Origin of the sequence: Caulobacter endophyticus (assembly GCF_003116815.1) — a bacterium.
In the GTDB taxonomy this organism is placed as follows: domain Bacteria; phylum Pseudomonadota; class Alphaproteobacteria; order Caulobacterales; family Caulobacteraceae; genus Caulobacter; species Caulobacter endophyticus.
In genome coordinates, this window is the sequence record NZ_QDKQ01000065.1 from 25626 (window position 1) to 44297 (window position 18672).

At 69.1% G+C, this 18672-nt stretch carries 14 protein-coding genes; 10 read left to right on the forward strand and 4 right to left on the reverse strand.

Annotation, left to right across the window (positions count from 1 at the left end):
• Nucleotides 1–164 precede the first annotated feature (164 nt).
• Nucleotides 165–1994, forward strand: coding sequence for an alpha-amylase family glycosyl hydrolase (locus DDF67_RS19520; protein WP_109102504.1), 1830 nt, complete (start codon nucleotides 165–167; stop codon nucleotides 1992–1994).
• Entirely contained in the window at nucleotides 1991–3625 is a 1635-nt protein-coding gene (locus tag DDF67_RS19525; RefSeq protein ID WP_109102505.1) for an alpha-amylase family glycosyl hydrolase, read from the forward strand. The genes DDF67_RS19520 and DDF67_RS19525 overlap by 4 nt, the downstream gene beginning before the upstream one ends.
• Nucleotides 3626–3747: 122 nt before the next feature.
• Here DDF67_RS19525 and DDF67_RS19530 read toward each other — a convergent pair whose 3' ends face one another.
• The gene (locus tag DDF67_RS19530) at nucleotides 3748–4803 is read right to left on the reverse strand and encodes a LacI family DNA-binding transcriptional regulator (RefSeq protein ID WP_408608626.1); all 1056 of its coding nucleotides are present in this window, start codon (nucleotides 4801–4803) and stop codon (nucleotides 3748–3750) included.
• 95 nt (nucleotides 4804–4898) lie between these two features.
• On the opposite strand from DDF67_RS19530, the gene DDF67_RS19535 reads away from it, so the two are divergent.
• Nucleotides 4899–6932: a glycoside hydrolase family 97 protein gene (locus DDF67_RS19535; protein WP_109102507.1), complete on the forward strand. Its 2034-nt coding sequence runs from the start codon at nucleotides 4899–4901 to the stop codon at nucleotides 6930–6932.
• 52 nt (nucleotides 6933–6984) lie between these two features.
• Here the strand turns inward: DDF67_RS19535 and DDF67_RS19540 are convergent, their stop codons facing one another.
• Nucleotides 6985–7878 carry an NAD(P)/FAD-dependent oxidoreductase gene (locus DDF67_RS19540; protein ID WP_109102508.1) on the reverse strand — a complete coding sequence of 298 codons (894 nt, stop codon included), beginning with the start codon at nucleotides 7876–7878 and terminating at the stop codon, nucleotides 6985–6987.
• Nucleotides 7868–8332, reverse strand: coding sequence for an RrF2 family transcriptional regulator (locus DDF67_RS19545; protein WP_109102509.1), 465 nt, complete (start codon nucleotides 8330–8332; stop codon nucleotides 7868–7870). Before DDF67_RS19545 ends, DDF67_RS19540 begins: the two co-directional genes overlap by 11 nt.
• A 430-nt stretch (nucleotides 8333–8762) precedes the next feature.
• Between DDF67_RS19545 and DDF67_RS19550 the strand changes: the two genes are divergently transcribed.
• The 7 genes from DDF67_RS19550 (at nucleotide 8763) to zapE (ending at nucleotide 16996) form a co-directional block, all read left to right on the forward strand.
• Entirely contained in the window at nucleotides 8763–10295 is a 1533-nt protein-coding gene (locus tag DDF67_RS19550) for an MFS transporter (RefSeq protein WP_109102510.1), read from the forward strand.
• 8 nt (nucleotides 10296–10303) lie between these two features.
• A complete protein-coding gene (locus DDF67_RS19555; RefSeq protein ID WP_109102511.1) occupies nucleotides 10304–12643 on the forward strand; it encodes a glucan 1,4-alpha-glucosidase in 2340 nt (779 codons plus the stop codon).
• Between the two features lie 61 nt (nucleotides 12644–12704).
• Nucleotides 12705–13274 (forward strand): hypothetical protein, encoded by a 570-nt coding sequence (locus DDF67_RS19560; RefSeq protein ID WP_109102512.1) that lies wholly within the window; start codon nucleotides 12705–12707, stop codon nucleotides 13272–13274.
• 63 nt (nucleotides 13275–13337) lie between these two features.
• On the forward strand, nucleotides 13338–13754 hold the full coding sequence (locus DDF67_RS19565) for a DUF5990 family protein (protein ID WP_109102513.1): 417 nt from the start codon (nucleotides 13338–13340) through the stop codon (nucleotides 13752–13754).
• Between the two features lie 56 nt (nucleotides 13755–13810).
• Nucleotides 13811–15121 (forward strand): DNA recombination protein RmuC, encoded by a 1311-nt coding sequence (rmuC, locus tag DDF67_RS19570; protein ID WP_109102514.1) that lies wholly within the window; start codon nucleotides 13811–13813, stop codon nucleotides 15119–15121.
• Between the two features lie 8 nt (nucleotides 15122–15129).
• Nucleotides 15130–15651 carry a peptide deformylase gene (def, locus tag DDF67_RS19575; RefSeq protein ID WP_109102515.1) on the forward strand — a complete coding sequence of 174 codons (522 nt, stop codon included), beginning with the start codon at nucleotides 15130–15132 and terminating at the stop codon, nucleotides 15649–15651.
• Nucleotides 15652–15877: 226 nt separating this feature from the next.
• Nucleotides 15878–16996, forward strand: coding sequence for a cell division protein ZapE (gene zapE, locus DDF67_RS19580; protein WP_109102516.1), 1119 nt, complete (start codon nucleotides 15878–15880; stop codon nucleotides 16994–16996).
• Nucleotides 16997–17114: 118 nt separating this feature from the next.
• Here the strand turns inward: zapE and DDF67_RS19585 are convergent, their stop codons facing one another.
• On the reverse strand, nucleotides 17115–18548 hold the full coding sequence (locus tag DDF67_RS19585) for a sensor histidine kinase (RefSeq protein WP_109102517.1): 1434 nt from the start codon (nucleotides 18546–18548) through the stop codon (nucleotides 17115–17117).
• Nucleotides 18549–18672: the final 124 nt, after the last annotated feature.

The window sequence follows — 18672 nt, forward strand, 5'->3', positions numbered from 1 at the left end:
TAAAAGGGTTTTTGCGGCTTTCTCGCCACAGTGCGGCCCGGTTCCCGGCGCTGCTCGCGAGGCGAATGGATTGACAGGCTGCAAACGGCTTTGCAAATCTATGCAAAATTGACCTGGGCGACGCATCGTTCAGGATCGCGACGCTAGGGATGGAGGGGCAGGGGATGGACACCCGCAATCGGTGGGGGCGGCTGGCGGCCGCGCTCGGCTGCGCCGGCATGACCCTGGCGGCCTCTCCGGCCCTTTCGGCGCCCTCGTCGCAGGCCTTTCGCGACCGGCTTCCGCAGGACGAGGTGATCTATTTCGTGCTGGCCGACCGCTTCGCCAACGGCGATCCTTCCAACGATCGCGGCGGCCACTCGGGCGATCGCCTGGCCACCGGCTATGACCCTGCCGACAAGGGGTTCTTCCACGGCGGCGACTTCAAGGGCCTGACGGGCAAGCTCGACTATGTGCAGGGTCTGGGCGCGACGGCGATCTGGCTGGCGCCGATCTTCGTCAACAAGCCGGTGCAGGGACCCCGGGGCCAGGAAAGCGCCGCCTACCACGGCTACTGGATCACCGACTTCACCGACGTCGACCCGCATCTGGGAACCAAGGCCGACTTCAAGGCCCTGGTCGACGCCGCCCATGCGCGGGGGATGAAGGTCTATCTCGACATCGTCATCAACCACACCGCCGACGTCATCAAGCTGAGGGAGTGCGAGGGCCGGCGCTGCGAATACCGGAGCAAGGCCGACTATCCGGTCTCGCGCCGAGGCGGCGTGTCGGGCGCGGCGATCAACGCCGGCTTCGCGGGCGATGACGACGGCTCGGAAGGCAATTTCGCAAAGCTGAACCGGCCGGACTTCGCCTACACGCCCTATGTCCCGGCCGCCGAGGCCGGGATCAAGAAGCCCGACTGGCTGAACGATCCCATCTACTATCATAACCGCGGCGAGAGCGATTTCGTCGGCGAGAGCTCGCTCTATGGCGACTTCGCCGGGCTCGACGACCTCTATACCGAGCATCCGCGCGTGGTGGCCGGCTTCATCGACATCTATGGTAAGTGGATCGACGATTTCGGGATCGACGGCTTTCGCGTCGACACTGCCCGGCATGTGAACCCGCAGTTCTGGCGGGCCTTCGTGCCGGCCATGCGGGAGCGGGCTGCAAAGCGCGGCATCCCCAACTTCCACATCTTCGCCGAGATCGCCGATCCCGATCCGGTGGCCCTGGCCCGCTCGACCGTGGTCGACGGCTTTCCGGCCGCGCTGGACTTCGCCTTCCAGCAGGCGGCGACCGAGACCGTCGCGGGCAAGGCCGGGACCGATCGCTTCGCCCGGCTCTATGCCGCCGACGCGCTCTATCGCGGCGGCGAGGCGGCGGGGCCGCAGATCCCGACCTTCCTGGGCAACCACGACATGGGGCGCTTCGGCCGCCGGCTGCTGGCCGGCCATCCGGAAGCGTCCGATGCAGAGCTGGTCCAGCGCAACGTGCTGGCCCACGCCATGCTGATGTTCCTGCGCGGCGCCCCGACCCTCTACTACGGCGACGAGCAGGGCTTCACCGGCGACGGCGACGACAAGGACGCCCGCGAGGACATGTTCGCCAGCAAGGTCGCCGTCTACAACGACAACCGGCTGATCGGCGGCAAGGGCGGCTCGGCCGACCGCTATGACGCCGGCGCGCCGCTCTATCGCGCCATTTCCGGCATGGCCAAGGTCCGCGCCGCCGAGCCCGCTCTGCGGTCCGGCCGCCAGGTGATCCGCGCCGCCGGCGACAAGCCCGGCCTGCTGGCCGTCTCCCGCATCCTCCAGGGCCGCGAGGTCCTGGTCCTGTTCAACACCGGCGCGGCGCCGGTGGACGCCCAGGTCGAGGTCGAGACGACCTCGGCGGCCTGGCGCTCGGCCGTCGGCGCCTGCGCGCCGGCCGCCGCCGCGCCCGGCAGCTATCGCGTGACCATCGCGCCGCTCGACTACAAGATCTGCGTCTCGGAGGGCGCGCACCAGTGACCATCGACAGTCTGGCCAACACCGCCGCGTATCCCGTTTCCGCAAGCAGCGCCGAATGGTGGCGCGGGGCGGTGATCTATCAGGTCTATCCGCGCAGCTACGCCGACTCCAACGACGACGGGGTGGGCGATCTGCGAGGCGTCGCCGCGCGTCTCGAGCACATCGCCTCGCTGGGCGTGCAGGCGATCTGGCTGTCGCCGTTCTTCGCCTCGCCGATGAAGGACTTCGGCTACGACGTTTCGGACTATCGCGACGTCGACCCGATCTTCGGAACCCTGGCCGACTTCGACGTCCTGATCGAAAAGGCCCACCGCCTGGGCGTGAAGATCATCATCGATCTGGTGTTCTCGCACACCAGCGACGAGCACGCCTGGTTCGCCCAGAGCCGCGAAAGCCGAGATAATCCGTATACGGATTGGTACGTCTGGGCCGACGCCAAGCCCGACGGCTCGCCGCCGTCGAACTGGCAGTCGGTGTTCGGTGGTCCGGCCTGGACCTGGGACGCACGGCGCGGCCAGTACTACATGCACAACTTCCTGGCCTCGCAGCCGCAGCTGAACCTGCACAATCCGAAAGTGCAGGAGGCCCTGCTCGACATCACCCGCTTCTGGCTGGAGCGCGGGGTGGACGGCTTCCGCTTCGACGCCATCAACTTCTCGATGCACGACCCGGCCCTGCGGGACAATCCGCCCCTGCCGCCGGGCGGCAAGCGCACGCGGCCGTTCGACTTTCAGGACAAGGTCTTCAACCAGGGCCATCCGGACATTCCGCAGTTCCTCTCCCGCCTGCGAGCCCTGACCGACCAGTACGAAGGCCGGTTCTCGGTGGCCGAGATCGGCGGCGACCGGGCCGACGAGGAGATGAAGCTGTTCACGGCTGGCGAGGACCGGCTGAACAGCGCCTACAGCTTTCTCTACCTCTATGCCGACGAGCTGAAGGACGAACTGGTGCGCTTCGGCGCGACCTCGTGGCCGGGCCATGAGGGCGAGGGCTGGCCGTCCTGGACCTTCTCCAACCACGACGCCCCGCGCGCGGTGTCGCGCTGGGCGCGCGGCCGCGACCGCAAGGCCTTCGCCGAGATGGGCCTGCTGCTGCTGATGACCCTGCGCGGCAACGTCTTCGTCTACCAGGGCGAGGAGTTGGGCCTGCCGCAGGCCCACGTGCCGTTCGAGCGCCTGGTCGACCCCGAGGCCATCGCCAACTGGCCCCAGACCCTGGGCCGCGACGGGGCCCGCACGCCGATGCCGTGGACGGCCGGGGCTGTGAACGCCGGCTTCTCCACCGTCGAGCCGTGGCTGCCGGTCGATCCGGAGCACCTGCCCCTGGCGGTCGACGCCCAGGAGGCCGATCCCGCCTCGACCCTGCACGTCGCCCGCCGGCTGATCGGCCTGCGCGCGAAGTGGCCGGCGCTGCGCACCGGCGGCATGCACCTCGTGGACACCAACACCCCGCTGCTGGTGTTCGAGCGCGGCGAGGGCGAGGCCGCGATGCTGTGCGTGTTCAACATCGGCTTCGAGGCCGTGGCCTGGGACCTGCCGGAAGGCTGGGCGGTGGTCGACAGCGTCAACCTCGGCGCGCCGGGCTCGGTGCCGCCGCTGGGCGGCCTGCTGGCGAAGCGGGGCGCTGCGTGAAAGCCCTCCCCCTCGATGGGGGAGGGTTGGGTGGGGGTGAACCCACGCAGGCCGCTTGGCTTGGCCAGCGCCGCGTCACCCCCATCCCCGACCCTTGCCCCATCAGGGGGGAAGAGGGATTTCTAACCCCCGCAGCTTTCCCGGACGATCAGGTCCGTCGGCACCCGCTCGCTCCGGCTGGCCCCCTGGCCGCTGGCGTCCAGCAGCTTCGACACCATCAGCCGACCGGCCTTGGCCGTGTCCTGCGAAATGGTCGACAGGGCCGGGCTGGAGTAGCGGGCGAAGGGGACGTCGTCGTAGCCGATCACCGACACGTCGCCGGGGACCGACAGGCCCGCATGCTGCAGGGCCCTGATGGCGCCCAAGGCGATCAGGTCGGAGGCGGCCACGACGCCGTCGAACTTCACGCCGCGCTGAATGAGGGAGTCGATGCTGGCCTCGGCCGACTCGACCTCGAAGTGGGCCGGCACGATCAGGTCGGGATCGACGCCCAGGCCGAACTGCTCGACCGCGTCGAGATAGCCGCGGTGGCGCTGCATGGCCTCGGGCGCCTCGGTGTCGCCCAGGAAGACGATGCGCTTGCGGCCCAGGCGCGCCAGGTGCAGCGTCGCGCGCCTGGCGCCCAGGGGGTTGTCCGAACCCACAGAGCAATAGGCCTGGTCGGGCAACTGCGCGCCCCAGACCACGAAGCGGGCTTCGGTCTCGGCCAGGCGGTTGAAGGCGGTGTGCAGCCAGGATTGGCCGAGGAAAATCACCCCGTCGGCACGGCTGGTGGTCATGGCCGCCGACAGGTCCTCGAAGCTGCCCGGGGCCACGTGGCTGACCAGGATATCGCAGCCACGCTCGCGCGCGGCCTCGCCGACGCCGGCGAACAGTTCGAGGAAGAACGGGTCCGACAGCCGGCCCTCGCGGTGCTGGGGACGCGGCACGACGATGGCGATCGTGCCCTCGGCGCCGATCGGCCCGGCGGGCATGTAGCGGCGGAACGGATAGTCCATCTCCCGCGCCAGCTTCCAGATCAGCTGCTTGGTGCGCTGGTTGACGGCGGGGCTGTCGTTCAGCGCCCGCGAGGCGGTGGAGATCGAGACGCCGGCCATCCTGGCCAGGTCTTCCAGACGCGTCGCCCCCTTGCTCACGGTGTCCCGTCCCCGTCGGCTCTGGCGCCAAGGATTGCTGATGCAAAACTTGCCGCAAAATTTTTCACTGACCTGTTTAACACATCGCCCGTCGCGCTTGGCAAGTGCGGCGAGGCGAGGATTTGGGGAGTTCAAGCATGATCCTGCGCCTTCTCGCCGTGGCCGTCCTGGCCCTGGCGGCTTCGCCCGCGCTCGCGGCCGTCACGGCGACCGCGGCCTCGCCCGACAAGGTGCTGAGCGTGACGGTGACCACCGACAACGACGGCCAGCCAATCTATTCGGTCAGCCGCCTGGGGCGGCCGGTGGTGGCCCCGTCGAAGCTGGGTTTCATCCTGGTCGACGCCCCCAAGCTGCAGCGCAATTTCGAGGTTGCGGACCAGCAGACCCGCAGCGTCGACGAGACCTGGGACCTGCCCTGGGGCGAGCGCAAGAGCGTGCGCAACCGCTTCAACGAGTTGCGCGTGAGCCTGGTCGAGAAGACCCCGCTGCACCGCCGCCTGGACGTGGTGTTCCGGCTCTATGACGACGGCCTGGGCTTCCGCTACGAGTTCCCAGAGCAGCCGAACCTGCAGGCCGCCCGCATCGGCGAGGAACTGACCGAGTTTTCCCTGGTCGACGAGGCCACGGCCTGGTGGATCCCGGCCTATGAGTGGAACCGCGAGGAATATCTCTACAACACCACGCCGGTCGAAGAGGTCAGCGTCGCCCAGACGCCGATGACCCTGCGCACCAAGGATGGTTTGCACGTCTCGATCCACGAGGCCTCGCTCGTGGATTACGCCGGCATGAACCTGGCCCGCGCTCAGGATCGCCGCTTCCGCGCCAGCCTGACGCCGGGGATCGGCGAGGCCAAGGTCGAGCGCGCCCTGCCGTTCCCGACGCCCTGGCGCACCCTGCAGATCGCCGACAGCGCCGGCGGCCTGGTGACCTCCAGCCTGATCCTGAATCTCAACGAGCCCAACAGGCTGGGCGACGTCTCGTGGATCAAGCCGATGAAATATGTCGGCGTCTGGTGGGAGATGCATCTGGACCACAAGACCTGGGGCTCGGGTCCCAAGCACGGCGCGACCAATAACAACGTCATGCGCCACATCGACTTCGCCGCGAAACACGGCCTGGGCGGGGTGCTGGTCGAGGGCTGGAACAAGGGCTGGGACGGCGCCTGGTTCGCCGACGGCTCGGAGTTCAGCTTCACGCAGTCCTATCCCGACTTCGATCTTGCGAAGCTGACCGACTACGCCCGCAAGAAGGGCGTCGTCCTGATCGGCCACCACGAGACGGCCGGCAACACCGTCGTCTACGAGCGCCAGATGGAGGCCGCCTTCGATCTCTACAAGTCGGTGGGCGTGCCGGCCGTGAAGACCGGATATGTGGCCGACGCCGGCGGCGCCCAGGTGCTGGGTGCGGACGGCAAGACCCATTTCGCCTGGCATGAGAGCCAGCCGATGGCGCGGCATCACCTGCGGGTGCTCGAGGCGGCCGCCAGGCGCCAGATCGCCATCAACGCCCACGAGCCGATCAAGGACACGGGCCTGCGCCGCACCTATCCCAACTGGATCAGCCGCGAGGGCGCGCGGGGCATGGAGTTCAGCGCCTGGGGCCAGCCGGGCAATCCGCCCGAGCACGAGGCCAACCTCGTCTTCACCCGCCTGCTGGCCGGACCGATGGACTATACGCCGGGCATCTTCGGCATGAAGACCAAGGCCCCCGACGGCGTGGCCACCACCTGGGCCAAGCAACTGGCGCTGTACGTGGTGATCTACAGCCCGATCCAGATGGCCGCCGACCTGCTCGAGAACTACGAGGCCAATCCCAAGCCGTTCAAGTTCATCGAGGACGTGCCTGTCGACTGGGCCGACACCAAGGTCGTCAACGGCGAGATCGGCGACTTCGTCACCATCGCCCGCAAGGACCGCAAGAGCGACGACTGGTACCTGGGCGCGATCAGCGACGAGCAGGGCCGGGTGCTTTCGGCGCCTCTGTCGTTCCTGGATCCGGGCCGCAAGTACCGCGCCGAGATCTATCGCGACGGTGAGGCGGCCGACTGGAAGACCGCCCCGCAGGACATCGTCATCGAGGCCCGCGAGGTCACGGCGGCCGATGTGCTGGAGCTGAAACTGGCTCCCGGCGGCGGCCAGGCGATCCGGTTCGTGGCGCTCGGGAAGCGCTAGGTCTCTCCCCCGTAAAATCCCCGCTTCCGCGGGGGTTTTTACGGGTAGGGGATCACCCGAACACCAGCGACCGATGGGCGCCCACGCCCGCCAGCACGCCGTCGGCCGAGGCCAGGGTGGCGTTGTGGTTGGCCCGCGCGGCGTCGCCGGCGGCGAAGACGCCCGGCACGCTGGTGGCCTTCCAGTCGTCGACGCTGATCATCGGTCCCAGCGGGCCGTCCTCCAGCGCGCAGCCCAGGCGCTCGGCCAGGGGGCTGGCCATGCGCACGGTGGGCGAGGCGAAGATCGCCTCGATGGCCACGATGCGGCCATCGGCGAGGCGCGCGCCCGACAGGTCCGGCTCGTCGCCCAGCAGCTCGACCACCGGAACCTCCTCGATCGCCACGCCGCGCGCGGCCAGCTGGCCTCGTATGTCGGCGTCGATCGGCAGGCCCTGGCTGAACAGGGTGGTGGGGCCCCAGTCGGGGATCATCAGGGCCTTGTGCAGATCCATCGCGCCGCTGGCCAGCACGCCCAACCTGCGGTCGCGGGCCTCGTAGCCGTGGCAGTAGGGGCAGTGCAGCACGGTCGCGCCCCAGCGGGGTTTCAGGCCCGGTATCTCGGGCAGCTGGTCTGCGACGCCGGTGGCCAGCACCAGGCGCTTGCTCCGCAGGGTGCGGCCATCGCCCAGCGCCACGGCGAAACCGTCGCTGTCCGTCCCGGCGTCGCGCGCCTCGCCCTCGACGAACGCGACGGTGGGGTAGCCGGCCAGCTGGCGGCGGGCCTCGCGCAGGATGTCGAACGGCGCCTTGCCGTCCTGGCCGAGGAAGCCGTGCGAGGCGTCGGCGAAGCGGTTGCGCGGCAGGCCGGCGTCGACCACCAGCACGTCGCGGCGGGCGCGGGCCAGCTGCATGGCGGCGGACAAGCCAGCGAAGCTGCCGCCGACGACGATGACGTCATGACTCATGATGGGGATCCTTGCAGCCGGCCGCCTGCAGCACGACGCGGCGCGGGCCGATCTGGGCGGCCAGGTCCGCCAGGGTGATCCTGGAGAGGCACTCGTCCAGCAGGCGGCGCGCTTCGGCCACGGCGTCGTCCAGGGCGGCGTTGACCGCCCGCTCGACCATGCAGCCGGGGCTTTCCTCGGCCTTGCCCAGCGCCAGCAGCGGTTCGTCCAGCGCCGCCTGGATGTCGGCCAGGGTGACGGCGTCCAGCGGCCTCAGCAGGGTCCAGCCGCCGCCGTGGCCCTTGGTCGAGCCCACGATGCCGGCATCGCGCAGGCCCGCGAAGGTGCGGCGGATGACCACCGGATTGGTCGCGGCCCACGAGGCCAGGACGTCCGAAGTCAGGGCCTTGTCGGCCTGTTCGGCCATGTGCAGCAGCACGTGCAGGGCGACGGAGAGGCGGCTGTTCCGTTTCATGTAATCATATATGTTACGTGATGGGGCGAGGTGCAAGGGGACGAGTTTCCCGTTGGGCGCTTGGTTTCCCTCAGGTCGCCTTCCTGGGGCTTGCGCCCAGGATCCATCGCGCCGCCGCTCAGACATGGATGGCTGGTGGGGCTTCGCGGCTGAACCATGGACCCTGGGCGCAAGGACCGGGGAGGCGATTCTGGTGATGCAAATTTATGAGAATTATTGCTGCGACATAGATTGGCCGAAGGCGGTGGCATCGCGGGGTGCGGGGCCATGGATGTTCGGTTTGTCGTCCATATGACCCGATGGGCGGGCCAAAATGCCCACTTCCTCATTGCATCCCCCGTCGCCCCATGCGCAAATGCGCCTCGCAAAGCGCATTGCAAATATTTGCGCAAGCGGCCGGGCCAACCGGCGGCGTCAAGGCGGGGAAGCGATGATCAAAGCCAGGCTGAGCCTCTTCCAGATCTGGAACATGTGCTTCGGGTTCTTCGGGATCCAGATCGGCTTTGGCCTGCAGAACGCCAACACCAGCCGCATCTTCCAGACCCTCGGCGTCGAGATCGACCACCTGGCCATTCTTTGGATCGCCGCGCCGGCCACGGGCCTCCTGGTGCAGCCGATCATCGGCCACCTGTCCGACAAGACCTGGGGCCGGCTGGGGCGTCGGCGACCCTACTTCTTCTGGGGCGCGATCCTGACCACGGCCGCCCTGATCCTGATGCCCAATTCGCCGACCCTGTGGATGGCGGCCTCGGCGCTGTGGATCATGGACGCCTCTATCAACATCACCATGGAGCCGTTCCGGGCCTTCGTCGGCGACAACCTGCCCGACGAGCAGCGCGCGACCGGTTACGCCATGCAGAGCTTCTTCATCGGGATCGGGGCGGTGCTTGCCTCGTGCCTGCCGTGGATCCTGACCAACTGGCTGGACGTGGCCAACACCGCCCCAGCCGGCCAGATCCCGCCGTCGGTGCGCATCGCCTTCTATGTCGGGGGCGCGGCGCTGCTGGCCTCGGTGCTGTGGACGGTCTTCTCCACCCGCGAATATTCGCCCGAACAGATGGCCGCCTTCGAAGCCGCCGAGGCTGGGGCCAAGGGCGAGGCCGTGGCGGTCGAAGCCGGTTCCGGGCGCGCTGTCGCCGCTTATCTGACCGGCGGCGCGATCTGGACGATCGCCGGCCTCGCCGTCGCGGCGGGCGTCTATGCCGCCAAGCTGGAGAAGGAGCTCTACGTCCTGGCCGCCCTGGTCGCCGGCTTCGGCCTAGCGCAGCTGGTCGCCGGCCAGCTGAAGCGGGCGGGGCGCGCGGCCAACGGCTTTTCCGAAGTGGTCGAGGACCTCTTCGCCATGCCCGCCACCATGAAGCAGCTGGCGGTGGTGCAGTTTTTCTCGTGGTTCGGCCTCTTCGCCATGTGGATCTACACCACCCCGGCCGTGGCCGCCTTCCACTACGGCGCGGCCAATGCGGCCTCGGCCGCCTACAACGCCGGGGCCGACTGGGTGGGCGTGCTGTTCGGCGTCTATAATGGCGTGGCGGCCCTGGCGGCGCTGCTGATCCCGGTGATCGCGCGGGCCTTCAGCCGCCGTGTGGCCCACGCCCTGTGCCTTGTTCTGGGCGGGCTTGGCCTGCTGTCGTTCCTCGTGATCCGCGATCCGAAGCTGCTGGTGATCGGCATGGTCGGCGTCGGCTTCGCCTGGAGCTCGATCCTGTCGTCGCCCTACTCGATCCTGTCGGGCTCGGTGCCGGGGCGGAAGATGGGCGTCTACATGGGCATCTTCAATTTCTTCATCGTCATCCCGCAGCTCTTGGCCGCCACGGTGCTGGGCCTGCTGCTCAAGACCTTCTTCGGCGGCCAGGCGATCTATGCGCTCGTGCTGGGCGCGGCCTCGTTCCTGATCGCCGCGGTTTCCGTCTTCGCCGTCAACGACCCGGGCGAGCCCAAGCGGCTGGCCAAGTCTGCTTCGTGAGGTCCCTCATGCGCACCCTCAAGACCCTGATCCTGGCCGCCTCGGCCCTCACCGGCGCCTCGGCCGCCTGCGCCGCCGAACCGGCGACCACCTGGGCCTATTCGGCCAAGACCGCCGTCGGCGCCTCGTACGAGGCCTATGTCGATGGCGCCTACAGGGACGGCGGCCCCACCGGCGCGGTGTCGAAGGTGTGGTTCTCGGTCGCCGACGGCGTGCTGACCGAAACCATGTACGGCCTGATCCACGAGGCCCAGATCAAGCAGATGCGGATCGCCGTGAAGACCGCCGACGGCGTCGCCGTCGAGGGCCGCGATACGACCGCCAGAACGGAATATCTGTACACGGACAAAAAGGGCCGCCCGCTGTCGCCGGCCTACAAGATCACCACGACCGACAAGGCCGGCCGCTTCGTCATCGAGAAGCGGATCTTCACCGATCCCGACCGCCACGCCCTGTTCCTGCGGGTGACCATCAAGGCGCTGAAGGGCCCGGTGACGCCGTTCCTGGTGCTGGAGCCGCACATGGCCAACACCGGCGGAAATGACGTCGGCTCGGCCGGCGCCCAGGCCCTGACGGCCGGCGAGGGCAAGGTCTACCTGACCCTGCGCGGCGACCGCCCCTTCGCCAAGGCCGCCGCCGCCAGGCTGGAAGGCAACGACGCCCTGAAGATCCTCGGCGACGACGGCGTGCTGGCCGGCGGTTCGGAAGCCAAGGGCGCGATCGTGCTGGCCGCCCAGCTGCCGACGCAGGGTTCGGGCAGCGCCACCTACGATTTCGCCATCGGCTTCGGCGCCGATCCGGGCGCCTCGGCCCAGACGGCCATGGACAGCCTGAAGACCGGCTATGACGAGGTGCTGGCCCGCTACAACGGCGAGGGCGAGCGCGTCGGCTGGAGCGACTACATCGCCTCGCTGACCGAGCTGCCGCGAGTGGCCGCCCAGAGCGCCGACGGCGGCAAGCTGGCCTATGCCAGCGCCCTGATGCTGAAGGTGCAGGAAGACCGCACCCATGCCGGCGCCCTGATCGCCTCGCTGTCCAACCCGTGGGGCGACACGGTGGACGCCGCCAAGCCCTCGACCGGCTACAAGGCCGTCTGGCCGCGCGACTTCTACCAGTGCGCCATGGCCCTCGCGGCCCTGGGCGACATGGAGACGCCGCTGGCGGCTTTCCACTACCTGCCCACCGTGCAGGTCGGCGAGAAGACCCCGGGCAACAAGGGCGCTGGCGGCTGGTTCCTGCAGAAGTCGGAGGTGGACGGCACGCCCGAGTGGGTCGGCGTCCAGCTCGACCAGACGGCCATGCCGATCATGCTGGGCTGGAAGCTGTGGAAGCTGGGCTGGCTGAGCGAGCCTGACCTTGCTGCCTATTACGCCCGCATGATCAAGCCGGCCGCCGACTTCCTGGTCGACGGCGGCAAGGTCAATATCGGCTGGAACAAGGAGACGATCGTCCCGCCCTTCACCCAGCAGGAGCGCTGGGAGGAGCAGGCCGGCCACTCGCCCTCGACCACGGCCGCGGTGATCGCGGGCCTGGTCACGGCCGGCGAGATCGCCGACCTGGCCGGCGATGCCAAGTCGGGCGACCGCTATCGCGCCGCCGCCGACGCCTATTCGGCCAAGATCGAGGCGCGGATGTTCACCACCGGCGGCAAGTTCGGCGACGGCAGCTACTTCATGCGCCTGAACAAGAACGAAGACCCCAACGACAAGGCCCCGATCGGGGCCGCCAACGGCCAGATCGCCCCGCCCGAGGACGAGGTCGTGGACGGCGGGTTCCTGGAACTCGTCCGCTACGGCGTGCGCCGGGCCGACGACAGCCGCATCGTCGGCAGCCTGCCCGAGCTGGACGACACGGCCCGCGAGGACATGTACCGCGTGCGCTACGACTTCAGCTTCCCGGGCGTGAAGGGCAGCTTCCCCGGCTGGCGGCGCTACGACGTCGACGGCTATGGCGAGGACGCCAGGACCGGCGCCAACTACGGCGAGGGCGGGGAGATGTCGCCCGGCCAGCGCGGCCGGGTGTGGCCGATCTTCACCGGCGAGCGCGGCCACTACGAGCTGGCCCTGGCCGCTGAAAAGGGCAAGGTCGGCAAGGGTCAGATCGACGCTATCCGCGCCCGCTACGTCAAGGGCATCGAGCTGTTCGCCAATGACGGCCTGCTGATCCCCGAGCAGGTGTGGGACGGCGTCGGCGCCAAGACCCGCCACCCCTACGTGACCGGCGAAGGCACGGACTCGGCCACGCCGCTGGCCTGGTCGCACGCCGAATACCTCAAGCTGCTGCGCTCGCTGGCCGACAGGCAGGTATGGGACCGCTACGAGCCGGTCGCCGCCCGCTACGCCAGGTAGGCGGGGAGGAACCCGTCCGGGATCCGGGGCGTACTTCCTGCCGAGTGCGAGGAGTACCGCCATGCCCCGATCCCGGCCCCTTTTCCTTTTCGGCGCGGCCGCCCTGGCGACGCTGGCCCTGGCCGGCTGCTCGGATCCCAAGCCCAAGGACGCCTCGAACCAGGCGGCCTCCGCGCCATCGCCCGACGCGCCGCCGACCACCCTGACCCCGCCGCCCGAGGTCGGACCGCCGGTCGAGCCGCGCACGGTGGGCGGCGACGGCTCCGAAATCCGGCTGTCGCCCCTGTCGGAAGGCGATCTCAAGGGCCAGCCGCTGGCGGGCGAACTAGCCTGCGGGTTCTCGGCAGAGCAGGGCTCGCTGCTGCTGGCTAAGGGAAATGTCGGCTCGCGCGAGCCCGCCCAGGGCCTGGTCAAGGTCGGCGACTATGTGGAACGGATCGCCGCGCCCGGCGGCTTCGACGGCATGACGGGCGGCGCGACCTTCAGCGGCCAGGGCAAGACCATCCGCATCGCCCTGACCGGGCCGGCCATAGGCGGCGGCGAGTCTCCGCCGCGCCCGGCGACCCTGACCTACATGCGCGCCGACGGCGCCAGCCTGACCCTGCCGGGTCGCTGGACCTGCGGGCCTTAGGCTCCAGACGGCTGTTTCGCCTGGGCGCGGGGGCGGCTACGATTTCCTCCTGGGAGGAGCGCCATGACCGGTCGGCCGATCACGCTGAGGCTGCGCATCCAGGATCCGGTTCCTGGCGTGACTTACAGCCTGCAGGACAAGAAGAACCACCCCGTGGGGCCGGTGGTCTCTGGTGACGGGCCGCTGGCCTTCGACGTGCCGTTGAGCGTCGCGCCCGGTCCCCGGTTCCTGGGCGAGTTCGTCCGCAGCGAAGGCCCCACCCGGCGGTTCGTCTATATCGCCATCGGAACCTCGGCGGGCGATTATGGCTCGACCTGGACGCGGCGCGCCAAGATCGACATCCACACCCTCCCGGCCGAGCTGCTGGCGCTGGCCCTGGAGGGCGCGGTGCTTGAGGTCCTGCTGCCCGGCCGCGCCAGGGACGGCGGCCCGGCCTGCGCCACCGTGGTCCCGCTGGAGGGCTGGCGCCTCGCGGACTAGCGTAGCGGCGCGCAGGCCGCCTTCCTCTGGCCGTCGACTCCGGCTAAGAACGGAGCATGAACGACGCCGTCGACCCCTACCTGATCCTCGCCCTGGTGTTTCTGCTCGCCGCCGCCGGCGCGGTGGTCTGGGCGATCATGGCCCAGCGCAAGGCGGCCGGCGCCGAGCAGGAGGTGTGGCGGCTCTCCGCACAGCTGGAGCAGGCGCTGGAGAAGCATCGGCACCTGGAAGAGCAGTCGGCGACCCAGATCGAGCTGATTCGCGCCCAGGCCGAAAAGAGCGCCCATGCCGTGGCCGAGCAACTGATCAAGCGGGCCGACGAGAACGCCAAGAGCCGCGACCAGCTGACCCACGCCCGTCTGGAGGCCCAGCTCAAGCCGGTGGCCGAGACGCTCGCCAAGTTCGAGGCTCAGGTCACCGCCGTCGAGAAGGTGCGCGCCGAGGAGACCGGCGGCCTGAAAGCCCAGATCGCCGCCCTGATGGAGGCCTCGACCGCCACCCAGGCCGAGGCCCGCAAGCTGTCGGCCGCCCTGCGCCGCGGGGCCGGCGTGCAGGGCCGCTGGGGCGAGCAGATGCTGCGCAACGTGCTGGAGATGGCTGGCCTCAAGCATGGCGTCGACTTCACCGAGCAGGTGCAGCTGGACGGCGGCCGCGTCCGCCCCGACGTGGTGGTGCGCATGCCGCGCAACGCCGCCTTCGTCATCGACGCCAAGTGCTCGCTGACCGCCTATCTCGAAGCCCAGGACGCGCCCGACGACGTCACCCGCGAGGCGGCCTATCTGCGCCACGCCGCGTCCTTGCGCGCCCACATCCAGTCGCTGTCGGCCAAGGCCTATTGGGACGCGCTGGAGGTCTCGCCCGATTTCGTGGCGATGTTCGTGCCCGGCGACGGCATCCTGGCCGCCGCCCTGGAACGTGCGCCCGAGCTGATGACCGAGGCGATGGAGAAGCGGGTGATCATCGCCACCCCCTCGACCCTCTTCGCCCTCTGCAAGGCGGTGTCCTACGGCTGGCGCGTCGAGGAGCAGGCCAAGAACGCCGTCGAGGTCGCCGCCCTGGGCCGCGAGCTCTACAAGCGGGTGGCCGACATGGGCGGCCACGTGGCCGGCATGGGCCGCTCGCTGTCGGCCGCCGTCGACAAGTACAACGCCTTCGTCGGCTCGCTGGAGAGCCGGGTGCTGCCCAAGGCCCGCGAGTTCGAGAAGCTGAAGGTCGAGCACGGCGGCAAGGGCATCGAGGAGCTGGCCGGGGTCGACACCGCCGTCCGGCCGGTCACCAAGCTGGAAATTACGGCTCCCGGGGCGCAAACTGATGACGGGGTGGGACAATCCCCCGCCTTGACCCTCGGAAACGGGACGCCTACCTGAGTTTCGTTATGGCCATCCGTCGCATCCTCACCATCGATAACGCCGCCGACCTGGCGACGCTGAAGAAGATCTCCACGCCCGTCGAGGCCGTCACCGACGAGGTGCGCGCCCTGATGGACGACATGCTGGAGACCATGTACGACGCGCCCGGCATCGGCCTGGCCGCGGTGCAGATCGGCGAGCCCGTGCGCATCATCGTCATGGACCTGGCCCGCGAGGGCGAGGAGCCGGCGCCGCGCTACTTCGTCAATCCCGAGCTGTTCGATCCCTCCGAAGAGCTGTTCGTCTACGAAGAGGGCTGCCTTTCGGTGCCGGAATATTTCGACGCCGTCGAGCGTCCGGCCCGCATCAAGGTGCGTTACCTGAACTATCAGGGCGAGCAGGTCGTCGAGGAGGCCGAGGGCCTGTTCGCCGTCTGCATCCAGCACGAGATGGACCACCTGGAAGGCGTGCTGTTCATCGACCACCTGTCGCGCCTGCGCCGCGACCGGGCGATGGCCAAGGTCAAGAAGGTTCGCCGGGTCGCCTGATCGCCCGACGCTTGAGTTTCAAAAGAGCCCCGGCCCGAAAGGCCGGGGCTTTTTTTGATCCTCCCCCTCTGGGGGAGGTGGCGCGAAGCGCCGGAGGGGGCCGTTTTCAGCTGCCGCTGAACCTGCCGATCATCGCTCCACACCCCTCTGCGTCGGCTTCGCCAGCACCTCTGCCTTCAGGGAGAGGGTTCCCCCGCCGCCCTTCACGCGCTAACCCGCATCCCCGATGCCCCAGTCCGTACGCACCGCCTATCGGGAGCGTCTCGCCGCCGGCGAGATCCGTCCCGACGTCGCCCAGGCCGCCGCCATCGACGCCCTGGCCCGCCTGGAATCCGATCTCGACAGCGCCGGCGAGCCCAGCTTCTCGTTCTTCGGCCGCAAGCCCAAGAGCCAGCGCGGGCTCTACATCTGGGGGCCGGTCGGGCGCGGCAAGTCGATGGTCATGGACCTGTTCTTCGACAGCGCCCCGGTGCACCGAAAGCGGCGCGTCCACTTCCATGTGTTCATGGCCGAGGTGCACGCCCACATCGACGCCTGGCGAAAGGGCGATGCTTCCGAGCGCAAAGCCCGCTTTGGACGTCACAAGGGCGACGATCCGATCGCGCCGACGGCAGAACTGATCGCCGGCGAAGCCCGCCTGCTGTGCTTCGACGAACTGCAGGTCACCGACATCGCCGACGCCATGATCCTGGGCCGGCTGTTCGAGGCGCTGTTCGCAGAAGGGGTCACGCTGGTGGCCACCTCCAACCGTCCGCCCGACGACCTCTACAAGGACGGCCTCAACCGCCAGCTCTTCACGCCCTTCATCGCCATGCTGAAGGAGAAGATGGAGGTGGTGGCCGTGCGCGGGCCGGTGGACTTCCGCCTGGACCGCCTGCGGGCTGGCCGCACCTGGCTCTCGCCGGTCGACAAGACCACCGAGGCCGAGTTCGACACGCTGTGGGCCGACATGCTGGACGGCGCCGAGGAGACCGGCGCGACGCTGGAGGTGATGGGGCGGAAACTGCGCCTGCCGCGCGCCGCCGGCGGCCTGGTGCGCAGCTCGTTCGCCAGCCTGTGCCAGCAGGCGCTGGGACCGCAGGATTATCTGGCCCTGGCCGAGCGCTTCCACACCATCTTCCTGGAACATATTCCGCTGCTGGTCCCCGAGAAGCGCGACGCAGCCAAACGCTTCAACACCTTGATCGACGCCCTCTACGAGGCCGACGCCAAGCTGGTGGCCCTGGCCGCCGGCGAGCCCGAGGCGCTTTATCCGGCCGGCGACGGCTCGTTCGAGTTCGAGCGGACCGTGTCGCGCCTGCAGGAGATGCGTTCGGCGGACTATGTGGGGCGGGTGCGGGACTGAGCTCCCTGCGTCCCTCAAGGCTCGCCTGCGGCTCGCACCTCAGGATGAGGATCTCCTTGCATTGAATTCCTCGTCCTGAGGCGCCCGCGCAGCGGGCCTCGAAGGACGCAGGGCCTCTTCAGAACACCCGGTCCAGCGACACCGTGAACCGGCAGGCCAGCCCTGTCGGCTCGTAGTCGATGGCCACCTGGCCGCGCAGCTCGCCGCCGATGCTGCGTTCGATCAGGCGCGAGCCGAAGCCCCGACGGCTGGGGACGGTCACCCCAGGGCCGCCGGCTTCGCGCCATTCGAAGCTCAGCATGCCCGGCGCGTCGACGCGCCAGGTCAGCAGCAGGCGGCCGCTCTCGCTGCTCAGCGCCCCATACTTGGCGGCGTTGGTGGCCAGTTCGTGGAACACCATGCCCAGCGACAGGGCCACCCGGGCGGGCAGGTTAAGGTCGGGGCCGTCCATGACGATGCGGGCCGGGTCGTAGGGCGCCAGTTCCTGCCCGAGAATCTGCCGCAGGCCCGCGCCTGCCCATTGGCTGTCGGTCAGGGCGTTGTGGGTCTGCGACAGGGCCAGCAGCCGGGCCTCGAAGGCGCGGGCGAAGGCTTCGGGCGTCAGGGCGCCGCGCAGGGTCTGGCGGGCGATGGCCTGGACCGTGGCCAGGGTGTTCTTCACGCGATGGTTCAGCTCGTCGAGCAGCAGCCGCTGCTGCTCGCCGGCCAGCACCTTGTCGGTGACGTCCGAGCCCTCGACCAGCACGCCGGAGACCGATCCGTCCGGCTCGATGATCGGCTGGTAGATGAAGTCGAGGAAGCGGTCCTCCAGCGGCCCGTCCGGCGTGCGTTGCAGCGCGACCTTGATCTCGCGGCCGACGAAGGCCTCGGCGCTGGCGGTCACCCGGTCGAGCAAGGTCACGAAGCCCTGCTCGACGACCTCGGGCAGGGCCTCGCGCAGGGGCAGGCCGACCACGTCGCGCCAGCCGATCAGCTGGCTATAGGCGTTGTTGACCAGGTCGAACCGGTGTTCTGGCCCCCGCAGCACGGCCATGAAGCTGGGCGCCTGCATGAAGAGACGCCGCAGGTCTTCGTTCTGGGCGCCGGCGGCTCCGGCCCGCAGCAGAACGTCGTCCTGCAGCATCGCCATCTCGCCCCGGCCGAAGGCGACCTCCTTCAGCCTCTGAATGGCGGTGACGTCCTGAGTGTGCTGGACAATGTAGGCGGTCTTGCCGTCGGGGCAGGGAATCGGGGTGTTGGTGGCGCTCCAGATCCGGTCCTCGAAGCCGCCGCCCAGATGGGCCGGCCGCTCGATGGCGTAGGGGATCAGCGGCAGGTGGTCGGGCTTGCCGCCGTCGCGGGCGCGGAGGAACGACGCCTCCAGCCGTTCGCGCGACTCGCCCTCGCTGGGGAAGGCGTCGAAGACATAGGCGCCGGCGATCTCGTCCCAGGCGCGGCCCAGGGTGTCCAGATAGGACTGGTTGGCGGCCACGTACCGCAGATCGCGGTCGAGCATCATGTAGGGGGTCGGCAGACGATCGAACACCGCCGCGAAGTCGATCGGCCCGGTCATCGTCGCAACGTCGTCCCCCACAATAGCCTGCGATAACGCAAGCTTGGCTAGAGAGGTTCCTTCATTCCCCTGACGAGTGAAATGCGAACGTATCTCAAGTAACGGCCGTTTCGTTGACACCCCG